Genomic DNA, 20,285 nt, shown 5'->3' with positions numbered 1-20,285 from the left:
GAACGGCAAACTACGTCGCGTTCACCACCCCGACAGGCGGCCGCCCGCCACGCGGCCGATCAGCCGAACGTCGTGTCCAGCGTGATGTCGCAGTTGAGCACCTTCGATACCGGGCAGCCGGCCTTCGCCTCGTTGGCGATGCGTTCGAACTCTGCCTGGTCGATCCCCTCGACATGGCCGCTCAGGGTCAGCGCCGACCGGGTGATCGTGAAGCCGTCGCCGTCCTTGTCGAGCGTGACCTTGGCGCTGGTCCTGAGGTCGCCCTGCGAATGGCCAGCGCCCGCCAGCGCGAAGCTCAGCGCCATCGTGAAGCAGCCGGCATGCGCGGCGGCGATCAGCTCTTCCGGATTGGTACCGGGACCGTCCTCGAACCGCGTGCCGAAACCGTAATTGGCGTCGGTCAGCACGCCCGACTGGGTCGAGATCTTGCCCTTGCCGTCCTTGCCGAGGCCGGCGTAGCTCGCCGAAGCGCTGCGGGTCACCATGTCGATCGTCTCCTGTGTTGATGTCGGGGGCATACGCAGAAGGGGCGCCGCGAGTTTCCTCGCGACGCCCCTCCTGACCTAAAAGGCGATGGCCGGTGCCGCCTCAGCGGCAGCGACGCTTGCCGCCGCGATCGATCTCGCGACCGAGCAGGCCGCCGGCGACCGCGCCGCCCAGCGTGCCGACCGTGCGGTCGCCGCGCGTATCGACCGTACGGCCGAGCAGAGCGCCGCCGATCGCGCCGACCACCGCACCGGTGGTGCCGTCGGGCTTGCGGCAGCGGACGCGGCCGCGATTGTCACGCCATTCGCGATACTTATACCGCTGCGCGCCGGCCTGCGACACCGGCACGACCATCGTCGCCGGCAGGACCATCGCGGCACACCCGATGGCGAGCATCAACTTACGCATGTCATTTCACTCCGTTCTGAAAACCTGTGATGCGCTAACGTCGCTCAACATAGTGCGGTTGCATGAACGGCGAACAACGTTCCGTTCAGGAAACGATCCGGCCCCGCGCGGGCCGGTTATGTCCCACATCGGGTCAGAACGGCAGCTTGAGCCGCATCATCGCGCGCGGCGCGCTCTGGCCGTTGGGCAGCACGCCCTGTTCCGCTTCCGCCGCCACGCGCAGCTTGCCGGCCACGCCGGTCTCGGCGCGCAACGGCCGTCGCGCATAGGTGCCCTCGGCGACCGGGCGCAGCCGGTCGGCGTCCCTGGCGCGCGCGCACACCACGATGTCGCCACCATCGTCCCGGCTGCCGCAGGGGACGGCGGGGGCGGGCGCCCGAGCGGGACGCAGTTCGGCGGGGACCGGTGGTCCCGCGACCGGCGCGGCCTGCAACGCCAGTGCCATGGCCATTCGTGCTTGCATCGCCTCGCCTCCGATCGGCGCATGCTGGGGTCCGATTGCGGCGGCGCGAAGGCGGATCCGCGGCGGCCCGGGATCAGCGATAGTTGAAGCTGATGCTGATCCGTTCGCCTTTGGCCGCATTGGGCACGACCTCGTGCCGCAGCCAGCTTTCCCACAGGAAGACGCTGCCGGCCCGGGGTTCGGCATAGACGAACGTCGCGTGATCCTCGCCGGCGTCGGCGCGGCGGGTCGGGGCCGCCATCATCATCGGCAGTCGCGGATCTTCCAGCTTGAGCGCGCCGGCGCCCGGCGGGGTGGCGACATAGATCGTGCCGCTGACCGCGCTGTGCGGATGGATATGCCCCGAATGCGCGCCGCCGGGCTTGAGGACGTTGACCCACAGGCTGTCGAGCTTCAGCCGCCGCCCGCCGAGGTCGAAGGCGCACGCCTCCGCGAAGCGCGCGACGTGCCGGTTGAGCAGCCGGACCAGATCGCCGAAGCGCGGATCGCGCGCCGGCAGGTCGTCGAGCGAGGCATAGGAGGTATAGCCGCGATAGCCATGCGCCTTCGACCAAGCGACGCCGGCGCGATCCTGCCGCGCGAGGTCGAGGCACGCCTCTTCCAGCTCGGCGAGCAGCGCGTCGTCGCCCAGGTCTTCCTCGTAGAAGCGCGTCGCGAAGAGGGTGCGGATCGTCATGCGCCCGTCCTAGCCCAATCGCAGCGCGACGTCGTTCATGAAGCGCACGTCGTCGCCCGCGGCGAGCCACGGCGCCTCCGCCCCGATCGCGCCGAGCATGTCGGAAAGGTCGTCCATCTCGGCCTTGGCGTAGTTGCCGAGCACGTATCCGGTGACGCGATCCTTGTGCCCTGGATGGCCGATGCCGATCCGCACCCGGCGGAAATCGGGGCCGAGATGCTGGTCGGTCGAGCGCAATCCGTTATGCCCCGCGGTGCCGCCGCCGCGCTTCACCTTGACCTTGAACGGCGCCAGGTCGAGCTCGTCGTGGAACACCGTCAGCGCGTCGGGACCCAGTTTGTAGAAGCGCAACGCCTCGCCGATCGCGCGGCCGCTTTCGTTCATGAACGTCGCGGGCTTGAGCAGCAGCACCTTGTCCGTGCCGATCCGCCCTTCCTGCGTCCAGCCCAGGAACTGCTTCCGGACCGGGCCGAAGCCGTGCATGTCGGCGATCAGGTCGAGCGCCATGAAGCCGACGTTGTGCCGGTGCATCGCATATTGCGGCCCCGGATTGCCGAGCCCGGCCCAGATCTGCATGGCGTGGTCCTTCGTTTTATTCCCATCGACCGCTTTCGAGCCACATCTGTCATCCCCCGGAGGCGGGGATCCATGTTGGCTGACGTCATTGGGTGTCGGTGAGCGCGGGGATGACGACCGCTGCGGGATCGCCCAAACCGAAAGGGGCAGGGGAGCTTGCGCCACCCTGCCCCTTCACGAACGGTCCGACGAAGGGGATCAGCCCTCCTTGGTGTCGTCCTCGGCGTCGGTCGCCTCGGCCTCGGCAGCGGCCTCGGCGGCCTGCGTCTCGGCGACTTCGGCCTCGAGTGCCTCGTCCTGCGCGGTCGGGACGGTCGGCGGCACGATCGTGGCGATCGCGAAATCGCGGTCCTCGATCGCGGGCTTCGCACCCTTGGGCAGCTCCACGTCGCTGATGTGGATCGAATCGCCGATTTCCTTGCCCTTCAGCGAGATCGTGATCTCCGAAGGGATGTCGGCGGCGTCGACGACCAGCTCGATCTCGTGGCGCGTGATGTTGAGCACGCCGTTGCCGCGCTTGATGCCGGGGCAATCGTCCTCGTCGGCGAACACGACGGGGACGGCCACGGTCACTTCGGTGTGCTCACCGATGCGCAGGAAGTCGACGTGCACCGGACGATCGGTGACGGGGTGGAAGGTCACGTCCTTCGGCAGCGTGCGCTCGCCGGAGACCATGATGACGGAATTCATGAAGTGACCGGTCATCAGCGCCTTCATCAGCGCCTTTTCCTCGAGATGGATCGAGGTCGGTTCCTTGTTCTGGCCGTAGATCACGGCGGGGACGCGGCCGTCACGACGCAGCGCCCGGGAGGCTCCCTTGCCAACCCGGTCGCGCGTCTCGGCTGCGAGCGTAATGGTGTCGCTCATGCAGATAACCTTCCGAAACGTGCTTTAGTGTCTTTCCGCGCCACGCCTCCAGGGATGACCATGGCCGGAAGCCGGCGCGCTTAGCGGAAAGGGGCGGAAAACGCAACCGGTCGGCTCGCCCCGTCCTCACCCCATCGGCGCTGCGCGCCTCTTCCCTCTCCCGCCGGGAGAGGGGATAAGACGGCGAAGCCGGCGAAGGGTGAGGGCAAGCGCGACGAACTCAATACCGTACCCGCTGCGCCTTCACCCCCAGCTTCGCCAGCTGCGCCTGCACCGATTCCGGTCCCGCGAGGTGCCCGGCACCGACCGCGATGAACACCGTCCCCGGCGTCGCCAGCCGCTGCCTGATCCACTGCGCCCAGCGCGCGTTGCGATCGGTCAGCAGCACCTTGGCGACCTCCGGAGAGCTCTTCAGCTCGTCGTTCATCTCGCGCGCCAGCGCATCGGGGTCGCCGCGTGCCCATTCGTCGACCATCGCCGCCATCTGCTGGTTCAGCTTGGGCAGCTCGTCGATCGTGCTTTCCAGGAACTGGAGCTGCGCCGTGTCGGACAGGCTGCCGAAGAAGCCGAGCTGCTGCTCGGGCGTTTCCAGCCCGGTCAGCGGCTTGTTCGCCTGCTTCGCGGCCGCGGTGATGACCTCTTCCGGCCCGTTGGTGCTGTCGTAGCCGAGCTTCGACAGCGGCGCGACCGACAGCTGCGTCGCCGCCAGCCACGGCTTGTAGCGGTCGAGCGCGTTCGCGGGCAGGCCCAGGTCGGTCACCGCCTTGGTGAAGGCGGCGCGCTTGGCCACCGGCAATCGCTGGGTCAGCGGCGGCGTGCCCGGCGCGGCGACGCCGCTCGCCTGCACCAGTCCCTGCATCGTCGCCGGGTCGGGCATCACGATCTCCAGCTTGACCTCCGCCGACCGGTCGAACGCCGCCTTCACCGCCTCGTCGAACCAGGTAAGGCCGGGCTTGAGCACATGGATCGTGCCGAACAGGTAGATCGTCGTGTCCTTGTCCCTCACCACCCACAGCGCCGGATCGGCGTCGAGCGAGGCCGTCGCGGCGGGCTTCGCCGGCTGCTGCGCGCAGGCGGGAAGGGCGAGGCAGAGGGCGACCGCCGACAGGGCGGCACCGAGGGTTCGTATCATGTCGGGACGTGTCCGGCTGTTGCGCTCCCGCCGTACCTAATGCCGCGCCGCACCACTTGCTAGACGCCGTCTCATCCGCCAAAGCCGCTGGCGCAATGGCCGCCACACCGCTCTCCTTCCAGAAGATGATCCTGACGCTCCACGATTACTGGAGCGACCGGGGCTGCGTGATCCTCCAGCCGTACGACATGGAGATGGGCGCGGGCACCTTCCATCCGGCGACGACGCTCCGCGCGCTCGGGCCGGAGACGTGGAACGCCGCCTTCGTCCAGCCGTGCCGCCGGCCGACCGACGGCCGGTACGGCGAAAATCCCAACCGGCTCCAGCATTATTACCAGTATCAGGTGATCCTGAAGCCCTCGCCGGCCGACCTGCAGGACCTGTACCTCGGCAGCCTCGCCGCGATCGGCGTCGACATGACGCGCCACGACATCCGCTTCGTCGAGGACGACTGGGAATCGCCGACGCTGGGCGCCTGGGGGCTGGGCTGGGAAGTCTGGTGCGACGGCATGGAGGTGACGCAATTCACCTATTTCCAGCAGATGGGCGGCTTCGACATGAAGCCCGTCGCGGGCGAGCTGACCTACGGACTCGAACGGCTGGCGATGTATATCCAGGACGTCGACAACGTCTACGACCTGAAGTTCAACGACGGCGGCGTCACCTATGGCGACGTGTTCCTCGAGAACGAGCGCCAGATGTCGAAGTGGAATTTCGAGGTCGCCGACACCGCGACGCTGTTCGACGCCTTCCGCAAGGCCGCCGCGGAATGCGAGAACAGCCTCGCCGCGGGCCTGCCGATCCCCGCCTACGAACAGGCGATCAAGGCCAGCCACACCTTCAACCTGCTCCAGGCGCGCGGCGTGATCTCGGTCGCGGAACGCCAGGCCTATATCGGCCGCGTCCGCGACCTCGCCAAGGGCGCATGCGGCGCCTGGATGGACAAGAACGCCGAGGGCTGGAAAGCCCGTTTCCCGAACTGGAACGCGGCGTGATGGCGCTGTGCGGATTCGCAGAAGGTGTTTTCGCGCGGAGGCGCGGAGACGCGGAGAAGACATGGGGTGCGGGCGAGCGCCCTCCCGTCCTTACAGCCGAATATACGAAGCGCCTTCGGCGTCGCGCGTCCGGCTCGCCCCCTGCGCGGTCCTGCACGACTTCTCTTCTGCTCCGCGTCTCCGCGCCTCCGCGTGAAAACACATTGTTCTTCCTCGCCGGCGCAACACGATGACCGACTTCCTGCTCGAACTGCGCTCCGAGGAAATCCCTGCACGCATGCAGGACAAGGCGCGCGACGATCTCGCCCGCCTGTTCGCGGGTGAACTGGCAAAGGCCGGGCTGACCGCCACGGCGCTGGTGACCTATGCGACGCCGCGCCGCCTGACGCTGATCGCGCGCGGGCTGCCCGCCGAGACGCAGGCGGTACGCGAGGAGGTGAAGGGCCCCAAGGTCGCCGCGCCGCCGCAGGCGCTCGAGGGCTTCCTCCGCAAGACCGGCCTCGTCCGCGAGCAGCTGACCGAGCGTGACGGCGTGCTGTACGCGGTCACCGAACGCCCCGGCCGCGCCACCACCGCCGTGCTGGCGGAGGCGGTTCCAGCGATCGTGCGCGGCTTCCCCTGGCCCAAGTCGATGCGCTGGGGCGGCGCCTCCGCCTCGACCGAATCGCTGCGCTGGGTCCGGCCGCTGCACGGCATCGTCGCGCTGTTCGGCGACGATCCGGTCGAGATCGAGGTCGCCGGCATCCGCTCGGGCGTCGCCACCCTCGGCCACCGCTTCCACCATGCCGGTCCGATCACGATCGGCTCGGCGGCGGATTACGTCGAGAAGCTGCGCGCGTGCCACGTCATGGTCGATCAGGACGAACGCCGCGCGATCATCCGCGACCGCGCCGCCGCGCTCGCCGCCGAAGCCGGCCTCACCCTCGTCGAGGACGAGGGGCTCGTCGCGGAGAACGCCGGCCTCACCGAATGGCCGGTGCCGCTGCTCGGCCGGTTCGACGCCGGCTTCCTCACCGTCCCGCCGGAGGTGATCCAGCTCACCGCGCGCGTGAACCAGAAGTATTTCGTCTGCCGCGACGCCGCTGGCGCGCTCGCCAATGCCTTCGTCTGCACCGCCAATATCGAGGCGACCGACGGCGGCGCCAAGATCGTCGAGGGCAACCGCAAGGTGCTCGCCGCGCGCCTCGCCGACGCGCGCTTCTTCTACGAGACGGACCTGAAGACCCGGCTCGAGGACCTGCGGCCGAAGCTCGAACAGATCGTCTTCCACGAGCAGCTCGGCACCGTCGCGGACAAGGTCGACCGCGTCGCGAGGCTCGCCCGCTGGCTGGTCGAGCAGGGGATCGTGACATCTCCCTCCGCGACTGAGGGAGAGGGACCGTCGCTCGCCGACATGGCCGAACGCGCGGCGCGGCTCGCCAAGGCGGACCTCGTCACCGGCATGGTCGGCGAATTCCCCGAATTGCAGGGCCTGATGGGCGGCTATTACGCCGCCGCACAGGACGAACCGCGCGCGCTCGCCGATGCGATCCGCGATCACTACAAGCCGGTCGGACAGGGCGATGCGGTGCCGACGGCGCCGGTGACGGTGGCGGTCAGCCTCGCCGACAAGCTCGACACGCTCGCCGCCTTCTTCGCGATCGGCGAACTGCCGACCGGATCCAAGGACCCGTTCGCGCTGCGTCGCGCCGCGCTCGGCGTGATCCTGCTGATCGAGCGGTCGCAGCTGCGGTTCGGCATGCTGGCGCCCTTCGGCGTCGCCGTCACCAACGTCGTGCAGGGCGTGCTCGGCCGGACGGCGGAGGCGGACCCCAATTTCGCGCTTTACCTTGAAAAGGTCACGCAGATCGCACCCGACCGGGCGCTGCCGCGCGACGAGTTCGACCGGCGCATGGCGCTGGTCGCGGAAGCGCTCGGCGATTTCGAAATCGTGCTCAAGCCCGAAACCGAAAAGGTCTTCCACTTCCTCCAGCAGGGGCGCGAGCGGATCGTCGACACGCCCGTGCAACTGCTCGCCTTCTTCGCCGACCGGCTGAAGGTGCAGCAGCGCGAGGCGGGCGTCCGCCACGATTTGATCGACGCGGTGTTCGCGCTGGGCGGCGAGGACGATCTCGTCCGCCTGCTCGCCCGCGTCCGCGCGTTGCAGGCGTTCGTCACCACCGACGACGGCAGGAACCTGCTCGCCGGCTACAAGCGCGCCGCGAACATCCTGAAGAAGGAAGCATGGACCGCCGCCGCGGAGCGGAATGCGACATCGCTGTCCTACACGCCCGACACGGCGGAGGCCGATCTGATCGCCGCGCTCGATGCGGCCGAACCCGCCGCCGCCGCCGCCGTGGCGGCCGAGGATTTCGAGCGCGCGATGGCGGCGCTCGCCTCGCTGCGCGCGCCGATCGATGCGTTCTTCGACGGCGTGACCGTCAACGATGCCGACCCCGACAAGCGGGCCGCGCGCCTCGCGTTGCTGGCCCGCGTCCGCGCCGCGGTGCATGGCGTCGCCGATTTCTCGAAGATCGAGGGGTAGCGACACACCCTCCTGCATGCGACCAATGTGACCTTCCGACCCTTCGTTATGCGCCTCATCCTCCCCGGGACCGGCATTCAACGTAAGCTCAAGGACCAGCGATGACCCAATACGTGTACCGTTTCGGTGGCGGCGTTTCGGACGGCGGAAAGGGCGACAAGAACCTGCTCGGCGGCAAGGGCGCGAACCTGGCCGAGATGGCGTCGATCGGTCTGCCGGTGCCGCCGGGCTTCACGATCAGTACCGCGATGTGCACGACCTATTACGACGAGGGCGAGCAATTCCCGCAGAGCCTGCGCGACGAGGTGGCGCAGGGGATCGCGCATATCGAGGGTATCACCGGCAAGACGTTCGGCGATGCCGCGAACCCGCTGCTGGTCTCGGTCCGCTCGGGCGCGCGCGTGTCGATGCCGGGGATGATGGACACCGTCCTCAACCTCGGCCTCAACGACGCCACGGTCGAGGGGCTCAGCGCGAAATCGGGCGACGAACGCTTCGCCTGGGACAGCTATCGCCGCTTCATCCAGATGTACGCCGACGTGGTCCTCGAACTCGACCATGGCGCGTTCGAGGAAGCGCTGGAGATCGCGAAGGAAGACAACGGCTTCACCCTCGATACCGAACTGACCGCGGCGGACCTCAAGGCGCTGGTCGCCGAATACAAGGGCCTGGTCGAGGCGGAATGGGGCAAGCCCTTCCCGCAGGACGTGCACGACCAGCTCTGGGGCGCGGTCGGCGCGGTGTTCGGATCGTGGCAGTCGGAGCGCGCCAAGGTCTATCGCCGCCTGAACGACATTCCCGCCGACTGGGGCACCGCGGTCAACGTGCAGGCGATGGTGTTCGGCAACATGGGCGATACGTCGGCGACCGGCGTCGCCTTCACCCGCGATCCCGCCAAGGGCGACCGCGCCTATTACGGCGAATTCCTCATCAACGCACAAGGGGAGGACGTCGTCGCCGGCATCCGCACCCCGCAATATCTGACCAGGACCGCGCGCGAGGAAGCGGGCGCCAGGCCCGCCTCGATGGAAGAGGCGATGCCCGAGGTCTATGCCGAGCTGGCGGCAGTCTTCGACCGGCTCGAAACGCATTACCGCGACATGCAGGACATCGAATTCACGGTCGAACAGACCAAATTGTGGATGCTCCAGACCCGCTCGGGCAAGCGCACCGCCAAGGCCGCGCTGAAGATCGCGGTCGACATGGCGAACGAAGGGCTCATCACCCGCGACGAGGCGATCCTGCGCGTCGACCCGATGGCGCTCGACCAGCTGCTCCACCCGACGCTCGACCCCGACGCGCCGCGCGACGTGATCGCCAAGGGCCTGCCGGCCAGCCCCGGCGCGGCATCGGGCACGGTCGTGTTCGACGCCGACACCGCGGAAAAGCGCAACGCGGCGGGCGACAAGGTCATCCTCGTCCGCACCGAGACCAGCCCGGAGGATATCCACGGCATGCATGCGGCGCAGGGCATCCTGACCGCGCGCGGCGGCATGACCAGCCACGCTGCGGTGGTGGCGCGCGGCATGGGCCGCCCCTGCGTTTCCGGCGCGGGATCGCTGTCGATCTCGGCGAAGGACAAGGTGATGAAGGTCGCCGGTCGCGAGATCCGCGAAGGCGACACGATCACCATCGACGGTGCTAGCGGCGAGGTGATGTTCGGCGCGGTCGCGACCGTCCAGCCCGAACTGGCGGGCGATTTCGGCACGCTGATGGAATGGGCGGACGGCGTCCGGCGGCTGAAGGTGCGCGCCAATGCGGAAACCCCGCTCGACTGCCAGACCGCGCGCGATTTCGGCGCGGAGGGGGTCGGCCTGTGCCGCACCGAACATATGTTCTTCGACGCCGACCGCATCACCGCGGTGCGCCAGATGATCCTGGCGCATGACGAGGCCGGACGCCGCGCCGCGCTCGCCAAGCTGCTGCCCGCGCAGCGCAGCGACTTCACCGCGATCTTCGAGGTGATGGCCGGCCTGCCCGTAACGGTGCGGCTGCTCGACCCGCCGCTGCACGAATTCCTGCCGCACGAGGAGAACGAATTCGCCGAGGTCGCGGCGGCCGCCGACGTGGACATCGACGTGCTCAAGCGCCGCGCCGCCGAGCTGCATGAATTCAATCCCATGCTCGGCCACCGCGGCTGTCGCCTCGGCGTGACCTATCCCGAGATCTACGAGACGCAGGCGCGCGCGATCTTCGAAGCGGCGCTGGACGTCGCCGGGAAATCGGGCGCCGCACCGATCCCCGAGGTGATGATCCCGCTGGTCGCCACCAAGCGCGAGCTCGACCTGATGAAGGCGGTCGTCGACAGGGCCGCGCAGGCGGTGTTCGCCGAACGCGGCCAGACGATCGACTATCTGGTCGGCACGATGATCGAGCTGCCGCGCGCCGCCCTGAAGGCCGGCGAGATCGCCGAGACGGGCGAGTTCTTCTCGTTCGGCACCAACGACCTGACCCAGACGACGCTGGGCGTCAGCCGCGACGACGCGGCGCGGTTCCTCGGCGCCTATGTCGAACAGGGGATCTACGCCAAGGACCCGTTCGTCAGCCTCGATATCGAAGGCGTCGGCGAACTGGTGCAGATGGCGGCCGATCGCGGCCGGGCGACGCGGCCCGACATCAAGCTCGGCATCTGCGGCGAGCACGGCGGCGATCCGGCGAGCATCGCCTTCTGCGAACGGGTGGGGCTCGATTACGTGTCGGCGAGCCCGTACCGCGTGCCGATCGCGCGCCTCGCGGCGGCGCAGGCGGCGCTGCGATAGGCGATCGGTCGCCGGACGCGTCCCGCGCCGGCGGTGAAGTTGAATGACGGTTCAGGTTGCTTGACGCCGCGGCGATCCGCTCGCTATCGCCGCGGCAACGACAGGAGAGTGACGGGCGATGAACAAGCTCTATCCCGATGCGGCGGCGGCGCTCGACGGCCTGCTGCACGACGGCATGACGATCTGCGCCGGCGGATTCGGCCTGTGCGGCATTCCCGAACGGCTGATCGATGCGATCCAGACGGCGGGGACGCGGGACCTGACCATCGCCAGCAACAATGCGGGCATCGACGGCGAGGGCCTCGGCAAGCTGCTGCGCACCCGGCAGGTGCGCAAGATGATCTCCAGCTATGTCGGCGAGAACAAGGAATTCGAGCGGCAGTATCTTTCGGGCGAGCTGGAGGTGGAATTCTGTCCGCAGGGCACGCTCGCCGAACGGTGCCGGGCGGGCGGCGCGGGCATCCCCGGCTTCTACACGAAGACCGGCGTCGGCACGCTGGTGGCCGAGGGCAAGGAGGTCAAGACCTTCGACGGGCAGGACTATATCCTCGAACGCGGCATCCGGGCCGACCTGTCGATCATCAAGGGCTGGAAGGCGGACGAGAGCGGCAACCTGATCTTCCGCAAGACGGCGCGCAACTTCAACCAGCCGATGGCGACCGCGGGCCGGGTCTGCGTCGCCGAGGTCGAAGAGGTGGTGCCGGTCGGCAGCCTCGATCCCGACCACATCCACCTGCCGGGCATCTACGTGAAGCGGATGATCGTCGGCGCGCCCTATGACAAGAAGATCGAGTTCCGCACCGTGCGCGAGCGCGTGGCGGCGTGATGCGGCGCGCGGTCCCGATGCTGGCGGCCGTGGCGCTGCTCGCGGGATGCGGGCCGACGCGCGCGCCGCGGGTGGCGACGCTGCCGGCGCCGGGACAGACCTATACCGCGGACGGCCGGCTGGTCCGCGTCACCGGCCTCACCGCGCTGCCGGCCCCCGACGGGGCGGTGCGCGCGACGGCGACGGCGACGGCGGCGGGGCAGGCGGTGCCGCCGCAGTTCCAGTTCCTCTACGGCTCGGCGGAGGCGGCGGCGCTCAGTCGCCAAGCGTTCCGCGCGCTCGTCGCCTATGCGACCTATCGCCGGGCGGCGGGGGACGGCGTCGTCCTCGCGCCCGGCGCGACGCTCGCCGCGCCGCAATGGCAGCCGTGCGAGGGCAAGCAGCGCGCCGCGGTGTTCGACGCGGACGAAACGGTGATCCTGAACCTCGGCGTCGAGGCACTGGCGGCGCGCGATCCGGCCGCGCCGTTCGATGCGGCGCAATGGGCACGATGGGAACGGACCGGCGCGAAGGCGGTCGCTCCCGTTCCCGGCGCGGTCGAGGCCTTCGCCGCGCTGCGCGCCGCCAATATCGCGGTCATCGTCAACAGCAACCGCTCGGCGGCGGAATTCGCCGGCACGATCGCCGCGTTGAAGGCGGCGGGGCTTGGCGACTTCACGCCCGGCGTCGACCTCTTCCTGCGCAACGGACCGAGCGGCAAGGACGATCGTCGCACCGCGATCGCGACGCGCTATTGCGTCGTCGCGATGGCGGGCGACCAGCTCGGCGACTTTAGCGACCTGTTCGCCGCGATCCCCTCGACCGCGGAGCGCCGCCGTGCCGCCGACGGCGGTGCGATCGCCGCACTGTGGGGCAACGGCTGGTTCGTCCTGCCCAACCCGGTCTACGGCAGCGGCGTGAAGGGCGGCTTCGACGACGTGTTTCCCGCCGACCGGCGCTGGGTCGACGGGGGCGCCCGGTGAAGGCGACCAAGCCGCGTGCCATTCCCCTGTCCGCGATCCCGCATCTCGACGATCGGTCCGCCGAGGTCGCGCAGATCTGGATCACGGATCGCGCCGGATCGACCGTCGTGATCGACGCGGGCGTCCTTGCCGATGCCGAAATGTTCGGCGTGCTGATCGCCGACACGATCGCGCATGCGGCCAGGGCGCATGCCGCCGCACTGGGCATCGGCGAGGCCGAAGCGGCCGCGCTGATCTGGCGCGGCCTCGATGGCGCGCGCCCCGATATCGATCCGGCTGCCGCCGCCCGGATCGCCAACCATCCCGGAGGACTGAACTGATGGCTACCGCAGCGAAGGGTTGGGACCGCAACCAGATGGCGGCCCGCGCCGCGCAGGAATTGCGCGACGGCTATTACGTCAACCTCGGCATTGGCATTCCGACGCTGGTCGCCAACAACATCCCCGCCGGCATGACCGTGACGCTCCAGTCGGAAAACGGCATGCTCGGCATCGGCCCCTTCCCCTATGCGGGCGAGGAGGACGCCGACCTCATCAATGCGGGCAAGCAGACGATCAGCGAGCTGCCGCAAAGCGCCTATTTCGGCAGCGAACAAAGCTTCGCGATGATCCGCGGCGGGCACATCGACCTGACCGTGCTCGGCGCGATGGAGGTGAGCGAGGGCGGGGACATCGCCAACTGGATGATCCCGGGCAAGATGATAAAGGGCATGGGCGGTGCGATGGACCTCGTCGCCGGGGTCAAGCAGATCATCGTGGTGATGGACCATAACGCCAAGGACGGCAGTCCGAAGTTCATCCCCGCCTGCACGTTGCCGCTGACCGGCAGGAACGTGGTCGACATGATCGTCACCGACCTCGCCGTCTTCCGCCGGCCCGACCATGACGCGCCCTTCCGCCTGATCGAACTTGCCCCCGGCGTGACCGCCGACGAGGTCGCCGCGAAGACGACGGCGGCGTACGAAAGCTAGGCCGGGGCAGGCTCGGTCGTTTCGTACGGCTACGGCGGGGGGCTACACCGGCCCTCGTTTGACGGCGGATCCCGGGCCACGTCCTGAAACGACGGTAGCAAGCGGAAACCGTTCCCGCCCCCGCGTGTCGGGCGGGGCTGGATCGCTAGGTTTCGCACCGCGACGCATCGAAGGAAGGAATGAGGTTCGCGCGGAGGCGCGGAGGACGCGGAGGCGTGAGCGGCGTCGTTGCGTTATCTCTTACCGACGGGAGAGAAAGGGCGCCGCGCCGACGCCACCTCTGCGCCAGCAAAGCCTTCGGCAGGAAAGCCGCGTGCCAAACCTCGAAGGGCATCGGCTCGGTGGTCGCATCTATGCCGTCACCCCGGACGTGTTCCGGGGGCCACGACGCCCCAAGGGTGCGGCACCAACCTCCAGCGGGCCGCTGGTCGCACGGATGATCCCCGATCGCGTCCGGGATAACAGCAGGAAGCGGGGATCGGTCCGGTCCCTGAAAGCAGGTCCGGCAGTGGACGGTCAGGCCTTCGCACCACCGCGACGCGTCGAAGACAGAACAAGGCTCGCGCGGAGCCGCGGAGGGCGCGGAGGCGCATGCGGCGTTGTGCCGCCCTACCTCATCGACGGCCTCCGAATGCAGACAAAGGGCGCCGCGGACCCGACATCTCTGCGTCCTCCGCGCCTCCGCGCGAACAAAGCATTTTCTCTCGAACGCCGCTTCGCCTTGGCCATCGGCCGGTACGGCCATTCAAAAAGCGGGCCGGCGCGATCCCCGGAAACCGGCACCAAAGCAATTATCCGCCAGCCAGCCTCGACCCGCACGCATCTTTCGGTTAACGCGCAGCCATCATGGCTACCCGACCGCAAACGCTGTACGAAAAGATCTGGGACGCGCACGTCGTCGAACGGCGCGGCGACGGCACCTGCCTCGTCTATATCGACCGGCATCTCGTCCATGAAGTGACCAGCCCGCAGGCGTTCGAAGGTTTGCGCGTCGCCGGCCGCCGCGTCCGTCGGCCCGAGCTGACGCTGGCGGTGCCGGACCACAATCTGCCGACGACGCCGCGGGTCGACGCCGCCGGGCGCATGCTGCCGATCGCCGATCCGGAAAGCGCGCAGCAGCTCGACGCGTTGCGTCGCAATACCGCCGAATTCGGCATCGACTATATCGACGCGACCGCAGCGGAGCAGGGGATCGTCCATGTCGTCGGGCCGGAGCTGGGCTTCACGCTGCCCGGCACGACGCTCGTCTGCGGCGACAGCCACACCTCGACGCACGGTGCGCTCGGCGCGCTCGCCTTCGGGATCGGCACCAGCGAGGTCGAGCATGTCCTCGCGACGCAGACGCTGCTGCTCAGCCAGTCGAAGACGATGGAAGTGCGCGTGGACGGCACCTTGGGGTTCGGCGTCAGCCCGAAGGACGTGATCCTCGCGATCATGGGCCGGATCGGCGCGGCGGGCGGGACCGGCCATGTCATCGAGTATACCGGCGAGGTGATCCGCGCGATGTCGATCGAGGGACGGATGACGGTCGCCAACATGTCGATCGAGGGCGGGGCCCGCGCCGGCCTCGTCGCGCCCGACGACACTACCTTCGCCTATCTGAAGGGCCGCCCGATGGTGCCGCAGGGCGCGGCGTGGGATATCGCGGCGGCGTGGTGGCGCAGCCTCGCGACCGATCCCGGCGCGCGGTTCGACCGGACGGTCCGCCTCGACGCCACCGACATCGCGCCGGCGCTGACATGGGGGACCAGCCCCGAGGACGTCGTGCCGATCACCGGCGTCGTTCCCGAACCCGACAGCTTCGCCGATCCCGCCAAGCGCGCGGCGGCGCGCCGCAGCCTCGATTACATGGGCCTGACGCCGGGCACCGCGATGCAGGACGTCGCGGTCCAGCACGTCTTCATCGGCAGCTGCACCAACAGCCGGATCGAGGATCTGCGCGCCGCGGCCGCGGTCGCGAACGGGCGCACCGTCGCGCAGGGCGTCCGCGCGATGGTCGTGCCGGGTTCCGGCCTCGTCAAGCGCCAGGCGGAGGCGGAGGGGCTCGACCGTGTGTTCGTGGCGGCGGGGTTCGAATGGCGCGAGCCCGGCTGTTCGATGTGCCTCGCGATGAACCCCGACAAGGTGCCTGCGGGGGAACGGTGCGCGTCCACGTCGAACCGGAATTTCGTGGGTCGACAAGGGCCTGGCGCGCGCACACACCTGCTGTCGCCGGCGATGGCGGCGGCGGCGGCGGTGACCGGGCGGTTGGCCGACGTGCGCGACCTGATGGGAGAATCCGCATGAAGAAGGTCCTGGTCCTGCTCGTCGCAGGCGCGATGATGAGCGGCGTCGCAGCCTATGTCGCGGGCGCCCGCGTGCTCGCCCATCCGCCGAAGACCCAGCGCTGATGCAGCCGGTCACCACGGTCAGCGGCACCGCCTATCCCTGGGGTGCGAAGAACATCGACACCGACATCATCATCCCGGCGCACTGGCTGAAGACGATCACGCGAACCGGGCTCGCGCGTGGCGCGTTCGAGACGGTGCGCGCCCAGCCGGGCAACGTCTTCGACGACCCGCGCTACGCGGGCGCGCCGATCCTGATCGCCGGCGACAATTTCGGCTGCGGGTCGAGCCGCGAACACGCCGCCTGGGCGCTCGCCGACATGGGGGTCACCGCGGTGATCGCGCCGAGCTTCTCCGACATCTTCTCGGGCAACGCCTTCAAGAACGGCATCGTGCCCGTCGTCCTGCCGCAGGAGGCGGTCGACCGGCTGGTCGAGGTCGCGCAGGACCAGCCGATCACCGTCGACCTCGAATCGATGACGGTGACGACGCCCTATCAGGACCGCTTCGCCTTCGATCTCGACCCGTTCCGGCGCCAATGCCTGATGGAAGGGCTGGACGAGATCGGCCTGACGATGGCAAAGGATACCGCGATTTCGAAATTCGAAGGCGCGGTGGACGAACACCGCCCCTGGATCGCGAACAGGAGCGGATATGCGGGCATTGCTGTCGATGGCGTCGGGCGGACCTGAAACTCTAGAGCTGACGGACCTGCCCGATCCCGCGCCCGCCGCCGGACAGGTGGGCATCGCGGTGAAGGCATGCGCGATCAACTACCCCGACGTGCTCATCATCGAGGATCGCTACCAGTTCAAGCCGCCGCGCCCGTTCGCGCCGGGCGGCGAGATCGCCGGCGTCATCGACGCGGTGGGCGAAGGCGTGACCGACTGGCAGGTCGGCGACCGCGTGATGGGCGTCATCGGCCATGGCGGGCTCGCGACCCGGATCGTCACCGAACCACAGCGCCTGTACCGCCTGCCCGAAGAGCGCAGTTTCGCCGAGGGCGCGGCGCTGATCCTGACCTATGGCACCACGATCCACGCGTTGCTCGATCGCGGCCACCTGAAGGCGGGCCATGCGCTGCTGGTGCTGGGTGCGGCGGGCGGCGTCGGCCTCGCCGCGATCGAACTCGGCAAGGCGTTCGGCGCACGTGTCGTCGCCGCAGTGTCGTCCGAGGAGAAGGCCGCGGCGGCCAGCGCCGCGGGCGCCGACGAGACGCTGGTCTACGGCCGTGCGCCGTTCGACCGGGACCAGTCGAAGGCGCTCGCCGAGCGATTCAAGGCGGCGGGCGGCCGCGGCGGCTTCGACGTGATCTACGACCCGGTCGGCGGCGACTATGCCGAACCCGCGCTGCGGTCGATCGCATGGGAGGGGCGGTATCTCGTCGTCGGCTTCCCCGCGGGTATCCCCAAACTGCCGCTCAACCTGACGCTGCTCAAGAGCTGCGACGTCTGCGGCGTGTTCTGGGGGGCGTTCGCGGCCCGCAATCCGCAGGCGAATGCGGCGCATGTCGCGACGCTGTTCGACCTGTGGCGGGACGGCCGGATCGCGCCGCGCGTGACCGAGACCTTCGCGCTGGAGCGGGGCGGCGACGCCATCGCGCGGATGGCCGCGCGGGCGGCGATCGGCAAGCTGGTGGTCGAGATCGCCTGACCGGCGGGCCGGCGACCGCCGCCTGCACGTTGCACCCCGGGCGGCCGCCTCCTATGTGGATCGCGAGCAGCGATGGGGTGAGCCGGCTATGACGACGTTCGACGGACGCGAACACGCGCACGAGGCGGCATTCGCGCGGGCCGAGGAAATGGTGTTCCGGATCACGGCGCGGCGCAACCGGCTGGTCGGCCAATGGGCGGCGGAGCGGATGGGCCTGACCCCGGAGGAAACCGACGCCTATGCCAAGTCGGTCGTCCAGGCCGATTTCGAGGAAGCGGGCGACGAGGATGTCGTGCGCAAGCTGTGCGGCGACATGGCCGCCGCCGGCGTCGACACCGATGACGCCCTGGTCCGTCGCACGCTCGCCGAAAAGGCGATCGAGGCGCGGCGCCAGCTGATGCAGGCGGAGTGATCGCATGCCGATGGCCGCCGACGACATCGCCGCGCTGATCCGCGCCGCCATCCCCGATGCGGAGGTGGAGATCACCGACCTCGCCGGCGACGGCGACCATTATGCCGCACGCGTCGTGTCGGCCAGTTTCGCGGGGCTGCCGCTCCGCAAGCAACACCAGGCTGTCTATGCGGCGCTCGGGCATCGCATGGGCGGCGAATTGCACGCGCTGCAGTTGAAGACAGCAGCCGCTTGAGGACGATGACCATGACCGACGACACCAACGCCCGCATCGACAGCGTCGTGAAGACGAACCGCGTCGTATTGTTCATGAAGGGCAGCCCGCTGTTCCCGCAATGCGGCTTTTCGAGCCGCGCGATCGCGATCCTCGACCATCTGAACGTCCAGTACGAAAGCGTCGACGTGTTGCAGGACCAGGGCATCCGCCAGGGCATCAAGGCCTATTCGGACTGGCCGACGATCCCGCAGCTCTACGTCGACGGCGAATTCGTCGGCGGGTCGGACATCATGATGGAAATGTACGAAAGCGGCGAGCTGGCGACGCTGCTCGGCGGCGAGACGGCGGCCGGTTGAACGCTGCACGCGGGGCGGCCTGCATCCGTTCGTAACCGGGTGCGGGTGGGCCTGCGCGAGACTGGAATAGCGGCGGGCCCACCCTGCTGAAGCGTCGAAACGCTCGGCTGCCCTGACGGTAGCAGGCGCCGTGCCAGGCCGGCAGGATCGCGGATGTCTGCGGTTCGCGGTGGTTAAGGGGCGGGCGGACGCCCCCCGGCATCGTAAAGTTTTCCGACGATTTCGCCGCGCGTTGCGTCGGCGCGCCCGGACATCGGCGCGCCCTCTTGACTACACCCGTAATCGGAGCGATTACGGGTGTAGTTGAAGAGGGAACATACGCATGGCCGAACGAATCAGCGATGCCGAACATGCGGTGATGGAGGTGTTGTGGGACGAAGCCCCGCTCACCGCACAGGACGTTGCCGAGCGCGTCGATCCCGCCCGCGGCTGGAGCGCCAACACCGTCAAGACGCTGCTCGGCCGGCTGCTCGCCAAGGCCGCGATCGCGCATCAGGAGGACGGCCGTCGCTATCTCTACCGGCCGCTGGTCGCGCGCGGCGATTACGTCTCGGGCGAATCGAAGCGGCTGATCGACCGGTTGTTCGGCGGCCGGCTGACCCCGCTGGTCGCGCACCTCGCCGAGCGCGACGAACTCACCGCGCAGGACATCGCCGAGATCGAGGCGCTGCTCAGGGACCTCAAACAATGATCGGCGGGCTGTCGCACGCGACCTTCGCCGGCTGGCTGATCGATGCGCTGATCGCCTCCACCGTCCTGATGCTGCTCGTGCTGCTGGTCCGCGCGCCGGTGCGCAACACCTTCGGTCCGCAGCTCGGCTATGCCTTGTGGGCGCTGCCGGTGCTGCGGCTGGTGCTGCCGCCGCTTCCCGATGCGTGGCGACAGGCGGCGGTGACGCCGATCTCGCGCGCCAGCGAGACGATCACGATCCTGGTCGTCGACGGCGGCACCGCGGCGCACGCCGCCAGCGCCGCGCCGACGGGGGCGGGGCCGGCGATCGCGGCGATCGTCGGCGGCCTGTGGGCGCTCGGCGCGCTCGGCTTCCTCGGCTGGCATCTCGCGAGCCATACCCGCTTCTGTCGTCGCCTGCTGGGCTCGGCCGCCGCGGTCGAGGAGGTGCGGGGGGTGCGCGTCATCGCCAGCCACGTCGCGACCGGGCCGCTCGCGTTCGGCGTGCTGCGTCGCTACGTCGCCTTTCCCCTCGATTTCGCCGACCGCTACGACGCCGACGAACGCGAACTCGCGCTCGAGCACGAGATCGGCCACCACCAGCGCGGCGACCTGATCGCCAATTGGGTCGCGCTCGCGGTGCTCGCGCTGCACTGGTTCAATCCGGTCGCGTGGCGCGCCTTCCGCGGCTTCCGCGCCGACCAGGAACTGGCCAACGACGCCCGCGTCCTCGCCGGCCGTTCGACGATCGACCGCCACGCCTATGCCTGCGCCATCGTCAAGGCGGCGCATGGTGGCGCCGTATCGGCCGCCTGTCACCTGCACACCATCGACGATCTGAAAGGGAGAATCCGGATGCTGTCCACCTCGCCGCGCTCGCGCCGCCGCCTCGCTGCCGGAGGCGCGCTCGTCTCCGCGCTCGTCCTTGCGGGGCTGGGCCTCACCGCCTCGGGCACCAGCGCCGCCGCGGCGCTGACCGGCCGCGTCGGCGACACGATCGGCGCTGC

General features: G+C 69.2%; 22 protein-coding genes. 15 read left to right on the top strand and 7 right to left on the bottom strand.

Features of this window, described 5'->3' with window-relative positions:
- Nucleotides 1-59: 59 nt before the first annotated feature.
- The 7 genes from LPN01_RS16280 to LPN01_RS16250 all read right to left on the bottom strand — a co-directional run bounded on the left by LPN01_RS16280 (nt 60) and on the right by LPN01_RS16250 (nt 4,608).
- The gene (locus tag LPN01_RS16280) at nt 60-485 is read right to left on the bottom strand and encodes an OsmC family protein (protein WP_262829472.1); all 426 of its coding nucleotides are present in this window, start codon (nt 483-485) and stop codon (nt 60-62) included.
- Nucleotides 486-588: 103 nt separating this feature from the next.
- The gene (locus tag LPN01_RS16275; RefSeq protein ID WP_262829471.1) at nt 589-894 is read right to left on the bottom strand and encodes a glycine zipper 2TM domain-containing protein; all 306 of its coding nucleotides are present in this window, start codon (nt 892-894) and stop codon (nt 589-591) included.
- A gap of 133 nt (nt 895-1,027) precedes the next feature.
- Nucleotides 1,028-1,357 (bottom strand): 5'-nucleotidase, encoded by a 330-nt coding sequence (locus LPN01_RS16270; protein ID WP_262829470.1) that lies wholly within the window; start codon nt 1,355-1,357, stop codon nt 1,028-1,030.
- Between the two features lie 73 nt (nt 1,358-1,430).
- Nucleotides 1,431-2,033 carry a TIGR02466 family protein gene (locus LPN01_RS16265; protein WP_262829469.1) on the bottom strand — a complete coding sequence of 201 codons (603 nt, stop codon included), beginning with the start codon at nt 2,031-2,033 and terminating at the stop codon, nt 1,431-1,433.
- Nucleotides 2,034-2,042: 9 nt separating this feature from the next.
- Nucleotides 2,043-2,609 (bottom strand): aminoacyl-tRNA hydrolase, encoded by a 567-nt coding sequence (pth, locus tag LPN01_RS16260; protein WP_262829468.1) that lies wholly within the window; start codon nt 2,607-2,609, stop codon nt 2,043-2,045.
- 198 nt (nt 2,610-2,807) lie between these two features.
- Nucleotides 2,808-3,476: a 50S ribosomal protein L25/general stress protein Ctc gene (locus LPN01_RS16255; RefSeq protein ID WP_262829467.1), complete on the bottom strand. Its 669-nt coding sequence runs from the start codon at nt 3,474-3,476 to the stop codon at nt 2,808-2,810.
- A 220-nt stretch (nt 3,477-3,696) separates the two neighbouring features.
- Nucleotides 3,697-4,608, bottom strand: coding sequence for a TraB/GumN family protein (locus LPN01_RS16250; protein ID WP_262829466.1), 912 nt, complete (start codon nt 4,606-4,608; stop codon nt 3,697-3,699).
- A gap of 95 nt (nt 4,609-4,703) precedes the next feature.
- On the opposite strand from LPN01_RS16250, the gene LPN01_RS16245 reads away from it, so the two are divergent.
- From LPN01_RS16245 to LPN01_RS16175, 15 genes are all read left to right on the top strand, one after another.
- Nucleotides 4,704-5,603, top strand: coding sequence for a glycine--tRNA ligase subunit alpha (locus tag LPN01_RS16245; RefSeq protein ID WP_262829465.1), 900 nt, complete (start codon nt 4,704-4,706; stop codon nt 5,601-5,603).
- Between the two features lie 229 nt (nt 5,604-5,832).
- On the top strand, nt 5,833-8,127 hold the full coding sequence (gene glyS, locus LPN01_RS16240) for a glycine--tRNA ligase subunit beta (protein ID WP_262829464.1): 2,295 nt from the start codon (nt 5,833-5,835) through the stop codon (nt 8,125-8,127).
- A 101-nt stretch (nt 8,128-8,228) separates the two neighbouring features.
- A complete protein-coding gene (gene ppdK / locus LPN01_RS16235) occupies nt 8,229-10,886 on the top strand; it encodes a pyruvate, phosphate dikinase (RefSeq protein ID WP_262829463.1) in 2,658 nt (885 codons plus the stop codon).
- Nucleotides 10,887-11,004: 118 nt separating this feature from the next.
- The gene (locus tag LPN01_RS16230; protein WP_262829462.1) at nt 11,005-11,712 is read left to right on the top strand and encodes a CoA transferase subunit A; all 708 of its coding nucleotides are present in this window, start codon (nt 11,005-11,007) and stop codon (nt 11,710-11,712) included.
- On the top strand, nt 11,709-12,674 hold the full coding sequence (locus LPN01_RS16225; protein ID WP_410482846.1) for an HAD family acid phosphatase: 966 nt from the start codon (nt 11,709-11,711) through the stop codon (nt 12,672-12,674). Before LPN01_RS16230 ends, LPN01_RS16225 begins: the two co-directional genes overlap by 4 nt.
- Nucleotides 12,671-12,994 carry a DUF5076 domain-containing protein gene (locus LPN01_RS16220; RefSeq protein ID WP_262829460.1) on the top strand — a complete coding sequence of 108 codons (324 nt, stop codon included), beginning with the start codon at nt 12,671-12,673 and terminating at the stop codon, nt 12,992-12,994. The genes LPN01_RS16225 and LPN01_RS16220 overlap by 4 nt, the downstream gene beginning before the upstream one ends.
- Nucleotides 12,994-13,644, top strand: a complete 651-nt coding sequence (locus tag LPN01_RS16215) for a 3-oxoacid CoA-transferase subunit B (RefSeq protein WP_262829459.1) — start codon at nt 12,994-12,996, stop codon at nt 13,642-13,644. Before LPN01_RS16220 ends, LPN01_RS16215 begins: the two co-directional genes overlap by 1 nt.
- An 846-nt stretch (nt 13,645-14,490) precedes the next feature.
- Complete coding sequence (gene leuC, locus LPN01_RS16210; RefSeq protein WP_262829458.1) at nt 14,491-15,930, top strand: 3-isopropylmalate dehydratase large subunit; 1,440 nt, start codon at nt 14,491-14,493, stop codon at nt 15,928-15,930.
- Between the two features lie 103 nt (nt 15,931-16,033).
- Nucleotides 16,034-16,663: a 3-isopropylmalate dehydratase small subunit gene (gene leuD, locus LPN01_RS16205; RefSeq protein WP_262829457.1), complete on the top strand. Its 630-nt coding sequence runs from the start codon at nt 16,034-16,036 to the stop codon at nt 16,661-16,663.
- Nucleotides 16,626-17,624 carry an NADPH:quinone oxidoreductase family protein gene (locus tag LPN01_RS16200; protein ID WP_262829456.1) on the top strand — a complete coding sequence of 333 codons (999 nt, stop codon included), beginning with the start codon at nt 16,626-16,628 and terminating at the stop codon, nt 17,622-17,624. The genes leuD and LPN01_RS16200 overlap by 38 nt, the downstream gene beginning before the upstream one ends.
- Before the next feature lie 88 nt (nt 17,625-17,712).
- Nucleotides 17,713-18,036 (top strand): DUF1476 domain-containing protein, encoded by a 324-nt coding sequence (locus LPN01_RS16195; RefSeq protein ID WP_262829455.1) that lies wholly within the window; start codon nt 17,713-17,715, stop codon nt 18,034-18,036.
- 4 nt (nt 18,037-18,040) lie between these two features.
- On the top strand, nt 18,041-18,271 hold the full coding sequence (locus LPN01_RS16190; protein ID WP_262829454.1) for a BolA family protein: 231 nt from the start codon (nt 18,041-18,043) through the stop codon (nt 18,269-18,271).
- Nucleotides 18,272-18,282: 11 nt separating this feature from the next.
- Nucleotides 18,283-18,609, top strand: a complete 327-nt coding sequence (gene grxD / locus LPN01_RS16185; RefSeq protein ID WP_262829453.1) for a Grx4 family monothiol glutaredoxin — start codon at nt 18,283-18,285, stop codon at nt 18,607-18,609.
- Nucleotides 18,610-18,931: 322 nt separating this feature from the next.
- Nucleotides 18,932-19,300 carry a BlaI/MecI/CopY family transcriptional regulator gene (locus LPN01_RS16180; protein WP_262829452.1) on the top strand — a complete coding sequence of 123 codons (369 nt, stop codon included), beginning with the start codon at nt 18,932-18,934 and terminating at the stop codon, nt 19,298-19,300.
- Nucleotides 19,297-20,285: M56 family metallopeptidase (locus LPN01_RS16175; protein ID WP_316748697.1), on the top strand; the 989-nt coding region annotated here is incomplete at its 3' end. The genes LPN01_RS16180 and LPN01_RS16175, both read left to right, overlap by 4 nt.

The organism is Sphingomonas sp. A2-49 (assembly GCF_025548555.1).
Lineage (GTDB): Bacteria > Pseudomonadota > Alphaproteobacteria > Sphingomonadales > Sphingomonadaceae > Sphingomonas.
Note: the sequence above shows the minus strand (reverse complement) of the source record. Positions and strands in the feature narration are given on the sequence as shown.